The organism is Haloleucobacter albus, assembly GCF_052492075.1.
In genome coordinates, this window is record NZ_JBQWAS010000025.1 from 62,045 (window position 1) to 80,883 (window position 18,839).

Sequence of the window (18,839 nt, forward strand, 5' to 3'; positions counted from 1 at the left end):
GCTGGCCCCGGCCTGCTTCTCGCGCGAGCAAGCCCTTGATCTTATTTCGCGCTCAGGCAAGGCGCATGCGGCATTTTCTGGCTGCCATGCGCGGGCTTGACTTGCCTTGCGTGCCATTCACCGTTAAGCCCCGCGCAAGCGTGAGGACCCTATGGCTCAGGACGGACTTTCCTATCGCGATGCGGGGGTCGATATCGACGCCGGCAATCGCCTTGTCGATCTCATCAAGCCGCTGGTGAAGGCCACGGCCCGCCCCGGCGCAGATGCCGATATTGGCGGCTTTGGCGGCGTGTTTGACATGAAGGCAGCCGGTTTCAAGGACCCGCTGCTGATCGCCGCCACCGATGGCGTCGGCACCAAGCTGAAAATCGCCATCGACACCGGCGTACATGACACCATCGGCATCGACCTTGTGGCCATGTGCGTGAACGATCTGGTGGTGCAGGGCGCGGAGCCTCTGTTTTTTCTGGATTATTTCGCCACCGGGCGGCTCGCGCCGGATGTGGGGGCGCATATTGTTTCTGGCGTGGCGCGTGCCTGCAAGGAATCCGGCTGCGCGCTGATCGGCGGTGAAACCGCTGAAATGCCCGGCATGTACAAGGATGGCGATTACGACCTCGCCGGCTTCTGCGTTGGCGCCGTGGAACGCGAACAGTTGTTGCCGCGCGCCGATATCGGCCCCGGTGACGTATTGCTGGGTCTGGCCTCCGCCGGCGTGCATTCCAATGGTTATTCGCTGGTGCGCCGGATTGTCGAGCGTTCCGGCCTCGGCTGGGAGGCTGAGGCCCCCTTCGCACAGGGCGAAAAGCTGGGCGCGGCGCTGCTGACCCCCACCCGCCTTTATGTGAAGAGCCTGCTTTCGGTGATTCGCTCTACCGGCTCCATCAAGGCGCTGGCCCATATTACCGGCGGCGGCCTCACTGAGAATCTGCCGCGCGTGCTGCCGAAGGGCACGCGCGCCCGCATTGACCTTGCCGCGCTTGATGTGCCGCCCGTGTTCCGCTGGCTGGCCACCACCGGCAATGTGGATGCGGAAGAAATGCTGCGTGCCTTCAATTGCGGTATCGGCATGGTTGTCGTGGTGCCCGCGGATGCCGCAGATGCGGTGAGCGCCGCCCTGATGGTACAGGGAGAAAGCGTGACCCGCCTGGGCAGCATTGAAGCCGCCGGCGATCAGGCTGCCGATGCCGCCCCGGCCGTCGCCTATGAAGGTGTGGCCGATTTCGGATTTTCCGCATGAACCCCCACCGGAAGCGGACCGCCGTTCTCATTTCCGGGCGCGGCTCCAATATGGCCGCGCTGGTAAAGGCGGCGCAACAGGATGATTTTCCGGCGAAGATCGACCTCGTCCTGTCCAACCGGGAAGATGCCGCAGGGCTGGAGTTTGCGGCGTCCCATGGCGTGCCCACCCGCGTGCTGAGCCACAGGGGATATGCCGACCGCGCCGCCTTCGATACCGCACTGGATGGCCTGCTGCGTGAAGAAGGTATCGAGATCGTCTGCCTCGCCGGCTTCATGCGCCTGCTCACGCCATGGCTGGTGGAACAGTGGCAGGACCGGATGATTAATGTGCATCCCTCCATCCTGCCCAGTTTCAAGGGCCTGCATACCCATGAGCGGGCGCTGGAGATGGGCGTGCGCGTTCATGGCTGCACGGTGCATTTCGTGCGTGCTGAAATGGATGCTGGCCCCATCATCCTTCAGGCTGTTGTACCGATCGAGGCGGATGATACGCCAGATACACTGGCCGCTCGCGTGCTCACACAAGAGCATATCATCTATCCCAAGGGGCTGGAGCTGCTCGCGGCGGACCGCCTGACTGTGGAGAATGAGCGGGTGCGCATCAGCGGCATGCAGCCGGGACCGGCCCCGCTGATCTCCCCTTCGGTATGAACCGACACCCACGGATATGAACGCAAAAGGCCCCGGCGCATCTGCTGCCGGGGCCTTTTGCGTTCAATCTCCACCATACCGGCCCGGCCAACCCGAAAGCCGCCAAGCCGAAGGGTGTCAGATCACGGGATCTGCCGTTTGCTCGACCCGCTTGTCACTTGATCGGCTTGGGCGGACGCGGGTCCACACGGCCAACAGTGAAAATCTGCACCCGGCGATTGATCGCTCCGGTGGGGTTCTTCGGGTCAATCAGCACTTCTTCACCCAGGCCCACGGCCTCCAGCCGCAAGGGGCTGACATTGAACACGCCAATGAGCGCATTCACCACCGCATCCGCACGCTCCTGGCTGAGCTTGAGATTGAACTCACGCGGGCCGGTGACATCGGTGTTACCCGTCACGATGAACCTGTACCCATGCAGAACGGGGTTGTGCATGGCATCGGCGATAGCGCCAATGGTGGCGTAGGAGCGCGGCTCGATAATGGCCGAGTTCAGCCGGAACTGAATCTGCACATTGATCTGGGGCAGCTTGTCCAACTGCAAGGCCAGCGAAGGGCGTTGCAGGCTTTCACCCGGATTCTCCGCCATATGCTTCTGCACCATTGCGCGCATTTCCTGCGCGGTGATGCTTTTGTCATTCTCCGTAAGTCCCTCAAGGCTCTGGAGAATCTGCGTATCAGTGAGAGAACTCTGGGCAAGGGCTGGCGCGGCAGGCAACGCAAGAGCGGCCATCAGCGCAAGGCGGGGCAGAGGCGACATCATCCGGGTCGTCCTTCTTGTAGCGTTCACGGGGCGGGGCTCAGCGATAGCCGGCATTGGTGATGGCGGCGTTGCAAGCCTTGCTCACCGCCTTCTCAGCCTGCAACAGGCAGGACAGGAGGTTGCCATCCTGCGGGATCATGCCCCGGCAAAGCTGCGCGGCATCACGCCCGCACACTTTCTCGATGGCATCCTGCGCGGCCTCACGTTCGGCAATGGAGGCCGCCGCCACGGCGAAATCCACCTTGCACTTCTGGCTGACCTTGGAAAGGTTCGCCTGCATGCACTCCCGAACGCCACCGGGTCCCAGATTTGCGGAGCCGAGGTTCGCCTTGGAACAGAACTTGTTGATGTCCGGCCCACAGCTTTTGGCCAGCAATGCACCGGCCTGAGCGTAGCTCATGGTCTGCGCCTGCGCAGCCCCGATGGCGCCTCCCGCCCATCCTGTCAGCAGCAGCGCCGCCGCCATGACCGGAATCCGAATAGCCCTCATGCTGTATGCTCCCCTGAGCTCAGTTCTGTTGCCCTGATGACATTTCCACCTCCGGCTGCCCCCCACATGCAGTTTCCCCAAAGGCCATGATGTTTCAGAACTATATGGATTTCCTGACAGCTTGGCGACAGGGCAGACGTAATTTTGCCATCATTGCGGAACGGCAGACGCAATAAAAAACCCCGGCGCGCAGGCCGGGGTTTTTACAATCAGGCAGGTGTCGGCGTACTGCCGCTTCCTCTTCGGCTGATAAACCAGCCAAGCCCCACCACGAAGACCGCACCAATAATACTGGCGATATGGCGCACAAAGGCCACGGCATGCAGGCCCACCGGCGATTCAGCATCCGGCTGCACAAGCGCTGCATCATGGGCTTGCAGAGCCTGCAACACGATGGCGTCACCCATCAGCATTTCACCGGCAATCCAGCCCAGCAGCGCAGCACCCGCCCAGATGAGAATGGGGAAGCGCGTCAGCACGGCCAACATCATCTGCGAGCCAAACACGATCAGCGGAATGGTGAGCAACAGCCCCACAACAAACAGCTCCGGGTGGCCGCGCGAAGCTGCCGCAATAGCCACCACATTATCCAGGCTCATGACGGCATCTGCGATGGCGATGGTCCGCACCGCCTTGAAGAGACTATCCGAGGCGGCGACTTCATGCGCCTCCCCGCCATCATCTGTCACCAGCTTGACGGCGATCCACAACAGCAACAAGCCGCCCGCGACCTTGAGAAAGGGAATGCCCAGCAGCAGCGTCACCAGCAAGGCGAACATGATGCGCAGCACCACCGCAGCAGCCGCACCCAGCAAAATGCCCCATTTGCGCTGCTTCTTCGGCAGGGAGCGGCAGGCCAACGCAATGACCACCGCATTATCGCCCGACAATAGCAGGTCGATCCAGATGATCTGCAGCAACGAGACCCAGAAGGTCGCGGCAGTAATATCCATCATGGAAGAAAGTCCGTCATATCCGGAAAAGGCCGGGCCAGCGGGGCCAAAGGCCGGGCTGGCGCAAGATGCGACCTTGTTTACGCCCTTGTGTGCAGGTGCGTAAAGCGCGCCTGAAGCGCATCCGGGTCCTGCCAGACGCAGACGACATGCACATGCGGGCCTGAAGCTGGCTCTCATATGCGCACACACAATGTTTCACATGAAACAGAAAGGGCGCGGCACACGGAAACACGGCATATGCAAACGGATAAGACACAGGCTGCCGGTTTTCCGGCAAAGAATGTCCGCGCCTGATCCGGGCCAGGCGCGGAACAAAGGCATCAGCCGACGATGTCGTTGCCGGCGAAGAACTGGGCGATTTCCACCGCCGCATTCTCATTGCTGTCCGAGCCATGCACGGAGTTCGCCTCGATGGATTCAGCGAACTGCTTGCGAATGGTGCCCTCATCGGCATTGGCCGGATTGGTGGCGCCCATCACTTCACGATACTTGGCCACGGCGTTCTCGCCTTCCAGCACCTGCACGACCACAGGGCCGGAGGTCATGAACGCCACGAGTTCGCCGAAGAAGGGGCGCTCGCTGTGAACGGCGTAGAAGGTCTCGGCCTGGGCCTTGGTCATCTGCACACGACGCTGCGCAATAATGCGCAGGCCCGCGCCCTCGATCACGGCGTTGATCGCGCCGGTGAGGTTACGACGGGTCGCATCGGGCTTGATGATCGAGAAGGTGCGCTCGATCGCCATGGGAATCACCTGTCTGTTGGGGGGCAGAGCCATGCTGCGTCCTTCAGGGCGCGGCACGATCTTACCTGTTGAATCGCCACATTTTCAGATGCGATCAGCTTGCGCCTTTCGCCAAAATGCTCTGGTCAGCCGCACACGCGCGCGGATGGCGGCTCTTAGCAGCCGCGCCCGCGGGGAGCAAGGTGAGGACAGCCTGAGGAAGGCAAGAAGCAGGCAGAGCACATATGCACAGATGTGCAGGCATCATGCACAGCGCACCAGACAGCGGCCTCTTACCCCAGCATGTTACCCCCGGCACGGCCGACAGGCTCGTCCTGAAAACAGCCCTTACGGCCTCCACGCTCAAACCCGCAGCCACTTGTTAAGGTTAACTGTGATTTAAGCATTTTCCCCGAATGTCGCGGCATGAAGACCGCGATCCATCTCCGCACTGATCTCGCCCCGGCGACATTCCGGGACACGACCACAGGTTTGAAGCGTCTCGCCTCAGGCCTGCTTCTGGCTGCATCGGTCAGTGCCATGAGCCTGATCGTTGCGGACCCCGCATTGGCCCAGACGGGTTCCGGTCTTCCGGCCACAGGGCTGCGCAATAGCGCCGCCCTGCCAGACGAAACCGCAAGGCCCGTGCCTCCCGGCCTCACCGGCGCGGCGTGGAACCTCGCGAACCAGGCCTATCTGGCCTACAATCAGAAAGATTATCGCCGCACCATCCCGCTGGTGGAAAAGGCGCTGAAACTGCGCCCGGATGTGCCCCAGCTCTGGTTGCTGCTGATGGATGCGCTGGAGGCGGATGGCCGCCTCCCGGAAGCCATCGCCACCGGCAAGGAGGCCGTGGCCAGCGGCATCAAGGACCCCGCCCTGTTGGCGCGTCTGCGCGCCCAGGCGAAGATACAGGCGCAGGCCCCCTCCCTGGCCGCCAACAAGGCGCTGGAGGCGCATGACGCCAAAACCGCAATTGCCGAGGCGCGCAAGGCCATTGATCTGGTGCCGGATGATCTCAGCTATCACATGCTGCTGGTTTATGCCCTGCTGGCCGATCACCGCCTGCGCGAGGCCGAGCAGGCTGCGGAAGCGGCTGTTGCCACGGACCCAACATCCTTCCTGCCCCGGCTCATGCGCGGCTATCTGCGCGAGCGCCTTGGCCGGATCAAGGAAGCCAATGCCGATTTTGATGATGCCCTGAAGGATGAGGTGCTGACCGGCGAGACCGAGCGCAATGCCCGCATCATCGTCGCCGATGCCGCGCTGGCGGCTGGCAATCCGGGCCGGGCGCTGGCGGTTCTCAAACCACTGGGAGACCGGCCGGACCCGGCTGTAGCCCTGCGCATGGAGGCCGCCGAAGCGCTCAAGCGCGACAAGAGCCTGATGGACGCCACCGCTTATCAGGATCTGCCCGTTCCCTTCCAGAAATGCGTGGATACGCCTTATGGGCCGGTATGCAGCCTGCTGCCCGCCGCCACGCCGCCCGGCCGAGGGGCCGTGGACACACCCGGCTTCGTCACCGCGCAGGCCGCCTTTGCGGCCTATCGCGAAGGCAATGACGCCATGGCCGAGGAGCTTATCCGCGAAGCCCTGAAGCTCAATCCGGGCAATACCGCCTGGCACCGGCTGCTCATCAACACGCTGGAACGGGCCAACAAGCTGCCGGAGCTTGAGGCCGCCATCAAGGATGCCGTCGAGAAGACCGGCGATGATTCCGCTCTGGAAACCCTGCGCCTCGCCACCGACAAGCGTCTGGCCGAGCCCGATGTGAAGGCCGCCATCACGGCGCTGAAGGAGGGCCATGCCAAGAAGGCTGTCGATCTGGCCCAAAAGGCGGTGGCGCGTTCACCGGATACGATGACCTTCCGCATCGTGCTGATTGATGCCCTGATCGCTTCGGGGGACAATCGCGCCGCGCTCAATGCCGCTGATGCCGCCCTGAATGAAGATCCGAATGATCCTTTGGCCCGCGTGCTGCAAGCCTGGCTGCTTCAGAAAACCGGCAAACCGGATCATGCCGCACAGGCATTCTCCGATCTGCTCGGCTCGGACATTCTCACTGATGCGGAGATTGTCAATTTCCGCCTGATCGCCGCAAATGCAGCACTGGCGCGGGGCGATGCGGCGGGCGCACTGGCCCTTCTTGAACCTCTGGAAGAGGGCAAGAGCGGCGATGTGAAAACCTATCGTCAGCTCGCCACACGCCTTTCCGGCTCCAGAGCCACGGCGGCCGATGCTCGCGCACTGGCGCTTGAAGCCCCTAATGTGTTGTGCCAGCCGACAAATTATGGCGTGATCTGCTCCGTCTTTTTCGGTGCCCCCGGCACATGGATCGGCGGCACCGGCGTGGCGGCCGCGCCCGGTTATCAGGCCGCCAATTCCGCCTATCGTGCCCTTGAGCGGCGCGATTATCGCGCAGCCGTCGCACTGGCGCGCAAGGCGTTGAGCCAGGACCCGTCCAACAGCAGCTACAGCCAGCTTCTGCTAACCGCCCTGACCGGAGCCGGCCAGTATGCCGAAGCGGAAAAGCTGCTGGACCGGATGCTGGCGCACAATCCGCGAGATGCCGCCCTTCTGGTGCAGCGGGGCAATGTGCGCTTGCAGGCCCATCAATATGCCGGTGCCATTCATGATTATCGCGCCGCGCTGAACAGCGGCCACCTCTCCCGCACCCAGAAGCGTGAGGTCCGCTTCGCGCTGGCCGATGCCGCGCTGGGCGCCAAAAACCCAGATCTTGCCCTGTGGGCGTTGCAGCCTCTGGCCGGGGAACAGAGCTATGCCGTGCAATCCCGTCTGGGCTTCACATGGCTGGCACAGGGCAACAAGGAAGAGGCGCTGGCGGCCTTCGACCGCGCCGCCCGGTTCGCGCACACCCACACCGAACGCAACGCCATGCTTTCCGCTCGCATCAATGTGCTGAACGAGCTGGGACGCCGGGAAGAAGCCCGCACCCTGTTCATGGAAGCTTATGAGCGCGGCGACCTCAAACAGATGAGGTTGGTGGAACTGGCCATCCTTTCCAGCCAGGCCGGCGAGGACGATCTGGCCTATGAGCTGTTCACACAGGCCAATGATGAGTGGCAGTTGCGCGGCACCAGCCTGATTACGGCCGCCTATAATGCCCGCCGCACCTATCATAATGAACAGGCGGTGGATTATCTCAAGGCTGCCATTGATGAACATCATGATGGCAAGCTGCCGTTGGACCCGCAATATCTGTTTGGTCTGCGCCGCGAGGTGGAGCAGCTGACCCGCACATGGGGCTTCTATCTCTCCGCCAGTTATGGCGCGGCCGGCATTGCCCCCAACACCTATCTTGTGGGCCCCACCAATATCAGCGGCAAGCACACGCTGGGGCTGGGCGGCGAAATCTACTGGCGCCCGCCACATATCGGCTATCGTGACGGGGCGCTGTTCGAGCTGTTCGCACGCGGCTTTGCCACGGCCTATGATGAAAACGGCGGGCCCACAGGCTCTTCCACCTTCCAGCCCAGCGTGGGCGCGCGGTGGAAGCCCTTCAAGAGCGAGAATCTCGTGCTGGAGGCGTCCTATCTGTTCCCCGCCGGCAAATATACCCGCGAGGACTGGCTGTTGCGCGTGGCCTATTCCCGTGGGGAAGGCACGGATCTGCGAGTGGATGTCGACAACTGGCGCGCCTGGCAGATTTATGCCGACTATAATTATTACACCAGCCAGCCACAGACAGTGTCCACCTTCGAACTGCGCTATGGCCACGCCTATCGCATGGACGCCATCAGCGACCGGCTGGTTCTGTGGCCCTTCCTCGCCTTTGGCGGCAGTTATGATACCGGCTACGCCACCCCCTTCGGGCTGGGCATCGGGCCGGGGCTGACGGCGCGCTACTGGTTCAATGAGGATGAATATACCGCCCCGCGCTCTTATCTGGATCTGTCCGCCCAGTATCGCATCAAGCTGGCGGGGGATGACCGGGCCGAAGGCCTGTTTGCCGGTGCCTTCCTCTCCTATTGAGAAGATGTGTGACAGGCTTCACGAATATCCAAATCCGAACAGGGCCCCTCAGGGGCCCTTTTCATTTGCCTGCCTACAGGCTGTGCGCTTCTGCCCCATCTGCAAATTGCGTCATATCAAGGCAGATACGGGTTCCGGGCTTCAAGACTGGGTGAAATAAGGCCACACTGGCCGCACCATCACAGCCGGACCTGTCCCGTCCGGTGCCTGACGTGAAGCACAGCCCAAACATGAATCTCAGCCCTGCCGCCCCCGCACTCACCCCATCCATGCTTCTGGCCCGCTATGGCCAGCCGGTGCCGCGCTATACCAGCTACCCCACCGCGCCGCACTTCACCCCGCAAGTGGATGCCGCAACCTATGCGAACTGGCTTGCGGCCCTGCCGGCGGATGCGGCGGTGTCGGTCTATATTCATGTGCCCTTCTGCGCCGAGCTGTGCCTGTATTGCGGGTGCCAGACAGCCGTCGTACGCCGGCGTGAGCCGGTAGAGGCTTATGCCCGCCGGCTGGTGCAGGAGATTGCTCTGGTGGCAGCCCACCTGCCCCATCGCCTCACCCTCACCCATCTGCATTTTGGCGGCGGCACGCCCACCATGCTGGCCGGCGAGGATTTCGCGGCCATCATGGGGCGTCTGCGCTCCGTCTTCCGTTTCAGCCCGGATGCCGAGATCGCCATTGAGATCGACCCGCGCGTGACCGGGCCGGAGAAGGTCGCCATTCTTGCTCGGGAAGGGTTCAACCGCGCCAGCCTCGGCGTGCAGGATTTCAACCCCGATGTGCAAAAGGCCATTGGCCGCGAGCAGACGGAAGAAGAGACCGCAGCCGTGGCACAGGCTTTGCGCGCGGCGGGCGTGCCCTCCATCAATCTGGACCTGATGTATGGCCTGCCCCATCAGGATGCCGCCTCGGTACGCCACACGGTGGAAACAGCCCTGAAGCTGAAGCCGGATCGCATCGCCGTTTTCGGCTATGCCCATGTGCCATGGATGAAGAAGCACCAAAACCTCATTGCCGAGAGCGCCCTGCCCGGCCCACAGGAGCGGCTGGAACAGGCGGATCTGGTGAGCAGCCTTCTCACGGAACATGGCTATGCCGCCATCGGGCTCGACCATTTCGCCCGCGCGGATGATGAGATGGCCCACAAGGCCCATGACGGCACGCTGAAGCGTAATTTTCAGGGCTATACGACGGATAGCGCCCCGGTTCTTCTCGGCTTCGGGGCTTCGGCCATTGGCGCGGCGCCGCAAGGCTATGTGCAGAATATACCCTCCACGCCGCTGTGGCATCAGGCGCTGGAAGAAGGCCGCCTTCCCATCGCCCGCGGCCTTGCCATCACCGATGAGGACCGCCTGCGCCGCGCCGTGATTGAACGCCTGATGTGCGATCTGAAGGTCGATCTTGCGGCGCTGGCCGCACAACATGGCGCTATGCCCGATATTTTCGCCCCGGAACTGGAGCGACTTGCGCCTCTGGAAGCGGATGGTCTGGCCCGACGGACGGGGCCTGATGGCCTGATCGTGGAAGTGCCGGAAGAGATGCGCGCCTTCACCCGCGTGGTCTGCGCGGTGTTCGACACCTATCTGGCCCGCGCCCGCGCGCAGGAACCGGAGCGCAAGAGACACGCCGCGGCCATATAACGTCTCGTCAAGCCAGATAACTGCCGGTTCGATGGAACAGAAAATCGCTTCAAAAGCAGACAGGCCGAGTCAAAACAGGCATTCTCCACCGCCGCTGGGCACATATGGGAGGACGGGATGAACGATCTGGCTCGAAAATTGTCGCAAATCCTGGGCCCTCAAGGCTGGCTGACGGGTGAGGACATGGCTGGCTACAGCCGGGACTGGCTCAACCGCTATGGACAAACACCGCTGGGCGTCGCCCGCCCGGCTTCATCACAGGATGTCGCTGCCGTGGTGACCACCTGCCATGAGGCCGGTGTGCCCGTGACCCCCCAGGGCGGCAATACCAGCCTGTGCGGCGGGGCTGTTCTGGGCCAGCCCGGCGGCGTTCTCATCTCGCTCACCCGCATGGGAAAAATAGGACAGCCCGACCATGCCGCGGGGACAGTGGAGGTCGAGGCCGGCGTGGTTCTGGCCACGCTCCATGAAAATCTCCAGCAGCATGAGCTGATCTTTCCCCTGCATCTGGGTGCGGAAGGCTCGGCGCAGATTGGCGGGCTTATCGGCACCAATGCCGGCGGCAGCCATGCGCTGCGCTATGGTATGATGCATGATCTGGTGCTGGGGCTGGAAGTGGTTCTGCCGGATGGGCGCATCTGGAATGGCATGCGGGCCGTGCAGAAAGACAATGCCGGCTATGCGCTGCGCGGCCTGTTCTGTGGTGCGGAAGGCACTCTGGGCATTGTGACCCGCGCCGTGCTCAAGCTCTACCCCGCGCCCCGCGCCAGAATGACAGCCCTGCTGGCGCTGCCGGATATCAACGCCCTTCTCGCCTTCGGCACACGCCTGCGCGCGCAGGCCGGCGAATTTATCAGCGGGCTCGAGTTTTTCTGCGATTTCGGCCTGGAAATGGCGCTCAACCATGTGCACGGATTGGAGTTTCCGCTGGAGACACGCTCCCCTTGGTATCTGCTGGTTGAAATGACGGCCGGCTCAAAACTGGTGCCGCTGGAGCAAATCTTCGAAGAGGCGCTGACAGCCGGCATGGAAGCCGGAGAAGTTCTGGATGGCGTTCTGGCGATGAATGAGACCCAGCGCGCCGCCATCTGGCGTCTGCGGGAGGAGCAGCCGGAGGGCCAGCGCCTTGAAGGAGCGCAACTGAAACACGACATCTCGGTTCCGCCCGGCCGTCTGGTCGGCTTTATCGAACAGGCGGCACAGATCTGCGAAACCGTTCTGCCGGGTGTACGGTTGAATCCATTCGGCCATCTGGGAGATGGAAACACCCATTACAATCTGACCCCGCCTGTCGGGCAGGACAGTTTCGGCGATCTCGGGCCGCGCTTCTCTCGGGAACTGGGCCAGTTGGCCACCACCCTTAGCGGCAGCTTTGCCGCCGAGCATGGGCTGGGCCGTGCGAAAGTGGCGCTGGCTGACCAGCTGCGCTCTCCTGTCGAGCGTGAACTGATGGCGGATATCAAGGCCGGGATCGACCCGAAGAATATCCTGAATCCCGGCGCTGTTCTCCAGATCCGCTAGCTGTTCAGGCCCTGCAAGGCCGCACGGTTGCGCAGCAGCACACGGCGCGAGGATGGCAGGGCAATGGCCTCCACATCTTCCAGATGGGTCAGCGTGCGCGAGACGGTCTCGATGGTCAGGCCCAGATAATCGGCGATATCCTGCCGCGACATCGGCAACTGCACTTCCACCGCGCCGCACCGCCCCCCGGCGCGACCGGCCTGCGCGGAAAGACGCTCCGCCAGATCCAGCAGGAAGGTGGCGACACGTTCCTGCGCCGTCTTGCGCCCCAGCACCAGAAGATGGTTCTGCGTACGCCCCAGCTCGGTGGCTGTCACCGACCACAGCGCATGGGCCAGCTCGGCATCATCCGCCGCACGGGCGAACAGGATGGAGCGCTTGATGCGCACCACCTTGCATTCGCTTACGGCTTCCGCAGAAAAGCGGTGGCGCGGCAACATCTCCCAGCCAAACACATCACCTGAAAGACAGAAATTCTCGATCTGCCGACGTCCGTCACCCAGCAGCTTGCACACACGGGCTGTACCCGAAAGCATGATATAGATGTGATCTGCGGGGGCATCCTCGCCATAAATCTCGGCATTTCGGCTGAAGGTGGTCACCACCCCCAATGTGGCCAGAAGATCTGCGGGGCGCACAATCTCAGCGCCATCCGCCCAGTTGCCCATCGCAAGCGATTTCGACACCGGCCTGGAGAGCGGCTTGGAAAGCGCGCTGGGCATCGCCTGGGAGAAATGCGTCGTGGCAAGCGCGGCAGCGGAGCTCGACATCGGACAACCCTGTTCATGAAACACGGCCTATCAATAATCTGTGAGGCCAACAGACTGAAATTCGACTGAACACTTAAGGCTCTCCCCTTAAGTAGATTTACGGATGCTGTTGCGCCGCGTAACAAGGGAAGGGAAGCGTCGCGCTTCGCAACCCTGGGTAACTGATCCCCACGCCGGAGAGAAACGACATTGGAGAGGGCAAACACGCCAGCATCCAGAACAGCGGACATGACCGGACCTCACCCCGGCATGCTGGCCCATATGGCATGGAACACGGTTTGGGGCGCGGGCGCCGGGCTGGCCGCCCTGCTGCTCTGCATTGTGCTGCATGCCCCCCCTTCCGGTGCCAGCGGCATCATCCTTCTGCTGCTGGGCGTGGTTCTGGTCAGCGCCCGTGGACTGGTGGCCGGGCTCACGGCCACAGCGGTGGGCCTTGCCGGCTGGCTGGCGCTGGATCATCTCTCCCTCGTCCAGAGGCTGTTTCTGGCGCAGCCCTTCACTCCGGCGGATGATCCCCAGGCCCGTGCCATGGCGCTGTTTCTGGCAGCCGGCATCGCCGTGGCCAGCATTGGCGAAAGGCTGCGCCGCTCACGCAAGGCCGCCGCCGCCCGCACACGGGAGCTGATGGCGCGCGAGGCGCATCTGTCCTCCATCCTCGATACCGTGCCCGACGCCATGGTGGTGATCGACGAGCATGGCATCATGACCTCCTTCTCCCTCACGGCCGAACGCCTGTTCGGCTATACGGGCGGCGAGGTGATCGGCCGCAACATTTCCATGCTCATGCCTGCGCCTTACCGGCAGCAGCATGATGGCTATATCAGCCGGTATCTTTCCACTGGAGAACGACGCATTATCGGCATTGGCCGCGTGGTGGTGGGCGAGCGCAAGGATGGCTCCACCTTTCCCATGGAACTGTCCGTAGGGGAAATGCGTTCCGGCGCTGAACGCTATTTCACCGGCTTCATCCGGGATCTGACGGAACGGCAAAAAACCGAAGCCCGCCTGCAAGAGCTACAGGCTGAGCTGGTGCATATTTCGCGCCTCTCCGCCATGGGTGAGATGGCTTCCGCACTGGCCCATGAGCTGAACCAGCCCCTGTCAGCCATCGCCAATTACATCAAGGGCTCCCGCCGCCTGCTGGATCATGAGCCCCTGCGCCTGCAACTCATTCAGGATGCACTTGAAAAGGCCGGAGATCAGGCGTTGCGCGCCGGTCACATCATTCGCCGCATCCGCGATTTCGTCACCCGCGGGGAAAGCGAGCGACGGGTGGAAAGCCTGCCCAAGCTGATGGAGGAAGCCTGCGCCCTCGCTCTTGTGGGCGCCAAGGAGCACGCCGTGCAGGTGCGGTTTCATTATGATCCGCGCTGCCATCTGGTGCTGGCCGACAAGGTGCAGATTCAACAGGTGCTGCTCAACCTCATCCGCAATGCGCTGGAAGCCATGATGAATGCCCCCACACGCCAGCTCATGGTACAGACCGAGCCGGTGGAGGATGACATGGTGATGGTTTCCGTCATCGACACCGGAACAGGCCTTTCGGAAAACATGGCCCGGCAGCTTTTCACCCCCTTCGTGACCACCAAGAAACAGGGCATGGGGGTGGGACTTTCCATTTCACGCACCATAATAGAAGCACATGGCGGGCAGATCTGGGCCGAACCAAACCCGGAGGGCGGTACGATTTTCCGCTTCACCCTGCGTGCTGTGGGAGAGGAGATGATGGCACATGGCTGAGAAACAGGCGGTCATCTATATTATTGATGATGATGAGGCAGTGCGCGAATCCCTGGGCTTTCTGCTGATGACGGCGGGCCATGAGGTGCACAGCTTCGCCTCTGCCCATGCCTTTCTGGAAACGGGCCTGCCTGAGGCGGACCATCAGATTTCCTGCATCATCACCGATATGCGGATGCCGGGCATGACGGGCATGGACCTGCTGCGCAACCTGAAGGAAAAGGGTTCGGGCGTGCCTGTCATCGTGATTACCGGCCATGGCGACGTGCCACTGGCGGTTGAGGCCATGAAACTCGGTGCTGCTGATTTTCTGGAAAAGCCCTTCGATGATGTGGCCATTCTCAACACGGTGAAGGCGGCCCTCACCCGCCGGCGCGCGGCCCACCAGCAGGATACATTGCGCGATGAGGTAAGCGAACGCATCTGCGCCCTGTCACAACGCGAGCGACAGGTGCTGGAGTGCCTGGTCGCCGGACAGGCCAACAAGATGATCGCTGGAGATCTGGGCATCAGCCCGCGCACGGTGGAAGTCTATCGCGCCAATGTGATGACCAAGATGCAGGCGCAGAGCCTCTCCGAACTGGTGCGCATGGCTCTTCTGGCCGGCATTTCCCCGCCCACACTGGCCTGATCGCACAGGGCGCAAGAGCTGGCATCGAAAGCGGGCATCCTGCGGGTTGATCTGCCTCAAGGCGGATCATGCAACCTGGCGTATCTCTGGATAGGGGGCGGCCATCCGCAAGATGGCCTTGGCAGCAATGCCTTCCGCCATGCTCAGGGCAACCGGGCAGGCGGAGGCTTGATCGGGCGGGGATCGCGTCAGGCAGGAGGCCCGGCCCGTGTTGCGGGAGATTTCGATGGATCCGGAGCGCTGTATGTCTCAGCCATGGATCGTTCACGTTGTGGATGACGATTCCGCCGTCTGCAACGCTCTCAAGTTCACCTTTGAGCTGGATGGCTTCGATGTGAAGACCTATGCCAGTTCCGGCGAGGTTCTGGCCGCCGAACTGCCCCGCCATGGCTGCATGGTGGTCGATTACAATTTGCCGGACATTAACGGGCTGGATCTGCTGCGTACGCTGGACCAGCGCAATGTTCACCTGCCCGCATTCCTCATTACCACCAGCCCTTCGCACACCATCCGCAACCGCGCGACGGCGCTGGGCGTCGAGATCATCGAAAAGCCGCTGCTGAGCAACCAGCTTGCCGATGCCGTGCTCAACAGCTTCTCCCGCCGGCCCAACTGCTGAGACGGCAAATAACCGCCTCCCCACCGGGGTGAAGAGAGCATGACGGGGACAGAGACAAAGGGACTGTCATGCAGCCATGTCATAAAGGCGCAATGGATTGCCCCATCTTGACGTGCCAAACGGACCTGCAACATTAACGCGCAACCTGTTTCGATCCGCACCGTGTTTGCACCTGCATCAGAATGCGACGGCCCGGCCGGGGTGCGGGAGAATGCCATGCTGCAATCAGCAAGCCTGCCCGCTAGGGTGGATGCAGGCTGGTGCTGATGCCGGCGTAACCGACCCGAGGCCCACATGACCACGCGCAATCTCGACGCCCTGTTCCATCCCGGCGCCATCGCTCTTGTGGGCGCCAGCAATCAGCCTGGCACGGTGGGTGCCGTCATCGCCCGCAACTTGTTCGAGGCTGGCTTTCAGGGGCCCATTCTCACAGTCAATCCAAAGGAGCGGGCCATCCGCTCCTCGCTCAATTATGCCCATGTGAACGAACTGCCCATTCCGGTGGATCTGGCCGTGGTGGCCACCCCACCGGAGGAGGCCCCCCAGGTGCTGGCCGATCTCGGCGCACGGGGGTGCCGCGCGGCTGTGGTCACGGGCTCCCTTCTCGGCAAGGGTGACAAGGCGGCGCGGGCCGCCCTGCGCCAACAGATGCTGGATGCTGCAAAACCCAATCTGCTGCGCATTCTGGGGCCGGATTCTCTGGGCTTCATTTCCACAGCCGCCCGTATCAACGCCAGCTTCGCCCTGCAAATGCCCGCCAAGGGCGATGTCGCCTTTCTCAGCCAGTCGCGCACCATGGCCAATGCGGTGCTGGACTGGGCCCGCGAGCAGGGGTTCGGCTTTTCCCATGTGCTGACACTGGGCGACAAGACCGATATCGATTTCGGTGATCTGCTGGATTATCTCGCGCTCGATAACACCACCCGCGCCATCCTGCTCTATGTCGAGAACATTACGGATGCGCGCAAATTCATGTCGGCCGGGCGGATTGCGGCGCGCGCCAAGCCTGTCATCGTGGTGCGGGCCGGGCATTCGGAAGCGGGGGCTCAGGCGGCGCATTCCCACACCGGGGCGCTGGCCGGGGCAGATATGGTCTATGACGCCGCCTTCCGCCGCGCCGGCATGTTGCGCGTGCATGAGCTGCGCGAACTGTTCGAGGCTGTCACCACCCTGTCTTCCGGCATCCGCCTGCGTGGGGAAAGACTCGCCATTCTCACCAATAGTGGCGGTGCGGGCGTGGTGGCCGTGGATGCGCTGGATGATATTGCCGGCGAACTCGGGGCCCTGAGCGCGGAAACCATGGAGAAGCTGGGCGCTCTGGTTCAGGCCGGGCGGGAGCCGGGCAATCCGCTCAATCTGGGAGCCGACGCGCCACCCCGCCGTTATGGTGAGGCGCTGCCCCACCTGCTCGCGGACAAGGGCTCGGATGCCGTTCTGGTGCTCAATTCGCCTTCCGCCATCAGCGACAGCAAGGCCGCTGCGGAATCGGTGATGACCGCGCTGGAAAGCCGCCCGCGCGCCCCGGTGCTGACCTGCTGGCTGGGCGAGGCCAGCGTGGATAACGTGCGCAAGCGCTTCGCCGCCCGCCGCATTCCCACCTATGAAACGCCGAGCGAGGCCGTGCGCGCCTTCGGGCATCTGGTCTCCTATCAGCGCAACCAGACCCTGTTGATGGAAACGCCCCCGGCCCGCACCTTCGATGAGCCGGACCGCGACAAGGCCCGCAAGGTGGTGGAAGCCGCGCTGGCCAGCGGACGCACCATACTGGGCGAGTTCGAGGCCAAGGCCGTGCTGGCCGCCTATGATATTCCCATCGTGGAAACCCGCATCGCCACCAGCCCGGAGGAAGCCGGGCGGATAGCCGGCGAAATGGCCGTGCCGGTGGTGGTGAAGGTGCTCTCCCATGATGTCACCCACAAATCCGATGTCGGCGGCGTGCGGCTGGATCTGCATACGCCGGAAGCCGTGGAATATGCCTGCCGCGACATCATCCGCACGGTGGCTGAAAAGCAGCCCCGCGCAAAGGTGGAAGGCTTCACCGTACAGGCCATGGTGCGCCGCCCCCACGCGCAGGAGCTGATTGCCGGCATCGCCAATGATCCAACCTTCGGCCCTGTCGTGCTGTTCGGCCAGGGCGGAACGGCGGTCGAGGTGATCGGCGATCGCGCCGTCGCCCTGCCGCCGCTCAATGGCACGCTGGCGCGGGAGATGATCTCGCGTACTCGCGTCTCCAAACTGCTGGCAGGCTATCGCGATCATCCGCCGGCCAATATCAGCGCCATTTCCGATACGCTCATCAAGATTGGCGAATTGCTGGCCGATCTGCCGCAGATTGCGGAACTGGACATCAATCCCCTGCTGGCGGATGAAGATGGCGTAATCGCGCTTGATGCCCGCATCGTGGTACATGCCGCCGCCATGGAAGGCACAAAACGCTTCGCCATTAGGCCCTACCCGCCGGAATTCGTGAAGGAGCTCATCCTCACGGACGGGCAGGGTGTAACCCTGCGCCCCATCCGCCCCGAGGATGAACCCGGACTGGTGGAGATCGTGCATCTTTCAGATGCGCAGGATGTGCGCATGCGCTTCCTCGGATCGGTGAAGGATTTCCCCCATCTCATGGCGGCGCGCCTGTCGCAGATCGACTATGATCGTGAAATGGCCTTCGTCGCGGAGGGCCGGCCTGGTGAACTGCTGGGCGTGGTGCGCATCATTGCCGACCCGGACAATGAGGAAGCCGAATATGCCGTAATGGTGCGTTCGGATATGAAGGGCAAGGGGCTGGGCTACCGGCTGATGAACGAGATTCTCGCCCATGCCCGGCACCGCGGTCTCAAGCGTGTGTTTGGCGATGTGATGCGCGAGAACGGCCCCATGCTGCATATGGCGGAAGATCTCGGCTTCCGGGTCTTCCCCGGCGAGGATGGCCCCTCCGTCATGCGCGTGGTCATTGACCTGACCGAACATCCCGCTTCATGAGCTTCCCAACCGGCGGGAGAGCCCTGATGTGCACACCCCTTCATGTACTCTCTTGCCGGAACAGGGAAACCACATCACAATACCAAGTGATCGGAAAGTGTCTCACCAATCTGCGTGCCAGAAAC

The 18,839-nt window shown here is 62.7% G+C and carries 14 protein-coding genes; 9 read left to right on the forward strand and 5 right to left on the reverse strand.

Features of this window, described 5'->3' with window-relative positions:
- The first annotated feature begins 151 nt into the window (after positions 1 to 151).
- Together purM and purN are read left to right on the forward strand one after the other, a co-directional pair.
- On the forward strand, positions 152 to 1,240 hold the full coding sequence (gene purM, locus ACT6QH_RS07650) for a phosphoribosylformylglycinamidine cyclo-ligase (protein ID WP_444974224.1): 1,089 nt from the start codon (positions 152 to 154) through the stop codon (positions 1,238 to 1,240).
- Positions 1,237 to 1,893: a phosphoribosylglycinamide formyltransferase gene (purN, locus tag ACT6QH_RS07655; protein ID WP_444974225.1), complete on the forward strand. Its 657-nt coding sequence runs from the start codon at positions 1,237 to 1,239 to the stop codon at positions 1,891 to 1,893. The genes purM and purN overlap by 4 nt, the downstream gene beginning before the upstream one ends.
- A gap of 154 nt (positions 1,894 to 2,047) precedes the next feature.
- On the opposite strand, the gene ACT6QH_RS07660 is transcribed toward purN, so the two are convergent.
- The 4 genes from ACT6QH_RS07660 to ndk form a co-directional block, all read right to left on the reverse strand.
- Positions 2,048 to 2,656, reverse strand: coding sequence for an OmpA family protein (locus ACT6QH_RS07660; RefSeq protein WP_444974226.1), 609 nt, complete (start codon positions 2,654 to 2,656; stop codon positions 2,048 to 2,050).
- Positions 2,657 to 2,693: 37 nt separating this feature from the next.
- Positions 2,694 to 3,146: a hypothetical protein gene (locus tag ACT6QH_RS07665; RefSeq protein ID WP_444974227.1), complete on the reverse strand. Its 453-nt coding sequence runs from the start codon at positions 3,144 to 3,146 to the stop codon at positions 2,694 to 2,696.
- Positions 3,147 to 3,355: 209 nt separating this feature from the next.
- Positions 3,356 to 4,099 carry a TerC family protein gene (locus ACT6QH_RS07670; RefSeq protein ID WP_444974343.1) on the reverse strand — a complete coding sequence of 248 codons (744 nt, stop codon included), beginning with the start codon at positions 4,097 to 4,099 and terminating at the stop codon, positions 3,356 to 3,358.
- Positions 4,100 to 4,422: 323 nt separating this feature from the next.
- The gene (ndk, locus tag ACT6QH_RS07675; RefSeq protein WP_444974344.1) at positions 4,423 to 4,845 is read right to left on the reverse strand and encodes a nucleoside-diphosphate kinase; all 423 of its coding nucleotides are present in this window, start codon (positions 4,843 to 4,845) and stop codon (positions 4,423 to 4,425) included.
- A gap of 519 nt (positions 4,846 to 5,364) precedes the next feature.
- Between ndk and ACT6QH_RS07680 the strand changes: the two genes are divergently transcribed.
- From ACT6QH_RS07680 to ACT6QH_RS07690, 3 genes are all read left to right on the forward strand, one after another.
- Positions 5,365 to 8,817: an NfrA family protein gene (locus ACT6QH_RS07680; RefSeq protein ID WP_444974228.1), complete on the forward strand. Its 3,453-nt coding sequence runs from the start codon at positions 5,365 to 5,367 to the stop codon at positions 8,815 to 8,817.
- A gap of 230 nt (positions 8,818 to 9,047) precedes the next feature.
- On the forward strand, positions 9,048 to 10,454 hold the full coding sequence (gene hemN, locus ACT6QH_RS07685; protein WP_444974229.1) for an oxygen-independent coproporphyrinogen III oxidase: 1,407 nt from the start codon (positions 9,048 to 9,050) through the stop codon (positions 10,452 to 10,454).
- 117 nt (positions 10,455 to 10,571) lie between these two features.
- Positions 10,572 to 11,975: an FAD-binding oxidoreductase gene (locus ACT6QH_RS07690; RefSeq protein ID WP_444974230.1), complete on the forward strand. Its 1,404-nt coding sequence runs from the start codon at positions 10,572 to 10,574 to the stop codon at positions 11,973 to 11,975.
- On the opposite strand, the gene ACT6QH_RS07695 is transcribed toward ACT6QH_RS07690, so the two are convergent.
- Complete coding sequence (locus tag ACT6QH_RS07695) at positions 11,972 to 12,745, reverse strand: helix-turn-helix domain-containing protein (RefSeq protein ID WP_444974231.1); 774 nt, start codon at positions 12,743 to 12,745, stop codon at positions 11,972 to 11,974. The genes ACT6QH_RS07690 and ACT6QH_RS07695 overlap by 4 nt on opposite strands.
- Positions 12,746 to 12,973: 228 nt before the next feature.
- On the opposite strand from ACT6QH_RS07695, the gene ACT6QH_RS07700 reads away from it, so the two are divergent.
- From ACT6QH_RS07700 to ACT6QH_RS07715, 4 genes are all read left to right on the forward strand, one after another.
- Positions 12,974 to 14,485: a PAS domain-containing sensor histidine kinase gene (locus tag ACT6QH_RS07700; protein WP_444974232.1), complete on the forward strand. Its 1,512-nt coding sequence runs from the start codon at positions 12,974 to 12,976 to the stop codon at positions 14,483 to 14,485.
- The gene (gene fixJ / locus ACT6QH_RS07705; protein WP_444974233.1) at positions 14,478 to 15,116 is read left to right on the forward strand and encodes a response regulator FixJ; all 639 of its coding nucleotides are present in this window, start codon (positions 14,478 to 14,480) and stop codon (positions 15,114 to 15,116) included. The genes ACT6QH_RS07700 and fixJ overlap by 8 nt, the downstream gene beginning before the upstream one ends.
- Positions 15,117 to 15,360: 244 nt before the next feature.
- Complete coding sequence (locus ACT6QH_RS07710) at positions 15,361 to 15,735, forward strand: response regulator transcription factor (protein ID WP_444974234.1); 375 nt, start codon at positions 15,361 to 15,363, stop codon at positions 15,733 to 15,735.
- Positions 15,736 to 16,029: 294 nt separating this feature from the next.
- Entirely contained in the window at positions 16,030 to 18,714 is a 2,685-nt protein-coding gene (locus ACT6QH_RS07715; RefSeq protein WP_444974235.1) for a bifunctional acetate--CoA ligase family protein/GNAT family N-acetyltransferase, read from the forward strand.
- The last annotated feature ends 125 nt before the right edge of the window (positions 18,715 to 18,839 follow it).

What these genes read in the sequence shown, in the direction of transcription:
- purM (WP_444974224.1), top strand. Translation starts at nt 152, where the DNA reads ATGGCTCAGGACGGACTTTCCTATCGCGATGCGGGGGTCGATATCGAC.
- purN (WP_444974225.1), top strand. Translation starts at nt 1,237, where the DNA reads ATGAACCCCCACCGGAAGCGGACCGCCGTTCTCATTTCCGGGCGCGGC.
- ACT6QH_RS07660 (WP_444974226.1), bottom strand. Translation starts at nt 2,656, where the DNA reads ATGATGTCGCCTCTGCCCCGCCTTGCGCTGATGGCCGCTCTTGCGTTG.
- ACT6QH_RS07665 (WP_444974227.1), bottom strand. Translation starts at nt 3,146, where the DNA reads ATGAGGGCTATTCGGATTCCGGTCATGGCGGCGGCGCTGCTGCTGACA.
- ACT6QH_RS07670 (WP_444974343.1), bottom strand. Translation starts at nt 4,099, where the DNA reads ATGGATATTACTGCCGCGACCTTCTGGGTCTCGTTGCTGCAGATCATC.
- ndk (WP_444974344.1), bottom strand. Translation starts at nt 4,845, where the DNA reads ATGGCGATCGAGCGCACCTTCTCGATCATCAAGCCCGATGCGACCCGT.
- ACT6QH_RS07680 (WP_444974228.1), top strand. Translation starts at nt 5,365, where the DNA reads ATGAGCCTGATCGTTGCGGACCCCGCATTGGCCCAGACGGGTTCCGGT.
- hemN (WP_444974229.1), top strand. Translation starts at nt 9,048, where the DNA reads ATGAATCTCAGCCCTGCCGCCCCCGCACTCACCCCATCCATGCTTCTG.
- ACT6QH_RS07690 (WP_444974230.1), top strand. Translation starts at nt 10,572, where the DNA reads ATGAACGATCTGGCTCGAAAATTGTCGCAAATCCTGGGCCCTCAAGGC.
- ACT6QH_RS07695 (WP_444974231.1), bottom strand. Translation starts at nt 12,745, where the DNA reads ATGTCGAGCTCCGCTGCCGCGCTTGCCACGACGCATTTCTCCCAGGCG.
- ACT6QH_RS07700 (WP_444974232.1), top strand. Translation starts at nt 12,974, where the DNA reads ATGACCGGACCTCACCCCGGCATGCTGGCCCATATGGCATGGAACACG.
- fixJ (WP_444974233.1), top strand. Translation starts at nt 14,478, where the DNA reads ATGGCTGAGAAACAGGCGGTCATCTATATTATTGATGATGATGAGGCA.
- ACT6QH_RS07710 (WP_444974234.1), top strand. Translation starts at nt 15,361, where the DNA reads ATGTCTCAGCCATGGATCGTTCACGTTGTGGATGACGATTCCGCCGTC.
- ACT6QH_RS07715 (WP_444974235.1), top strand. Translation starts at nt 16,030, where the DNA reads ATGACCACGCGCAATCTCGACGCCCTGTTCCATCCCGGCGCCATCGCT.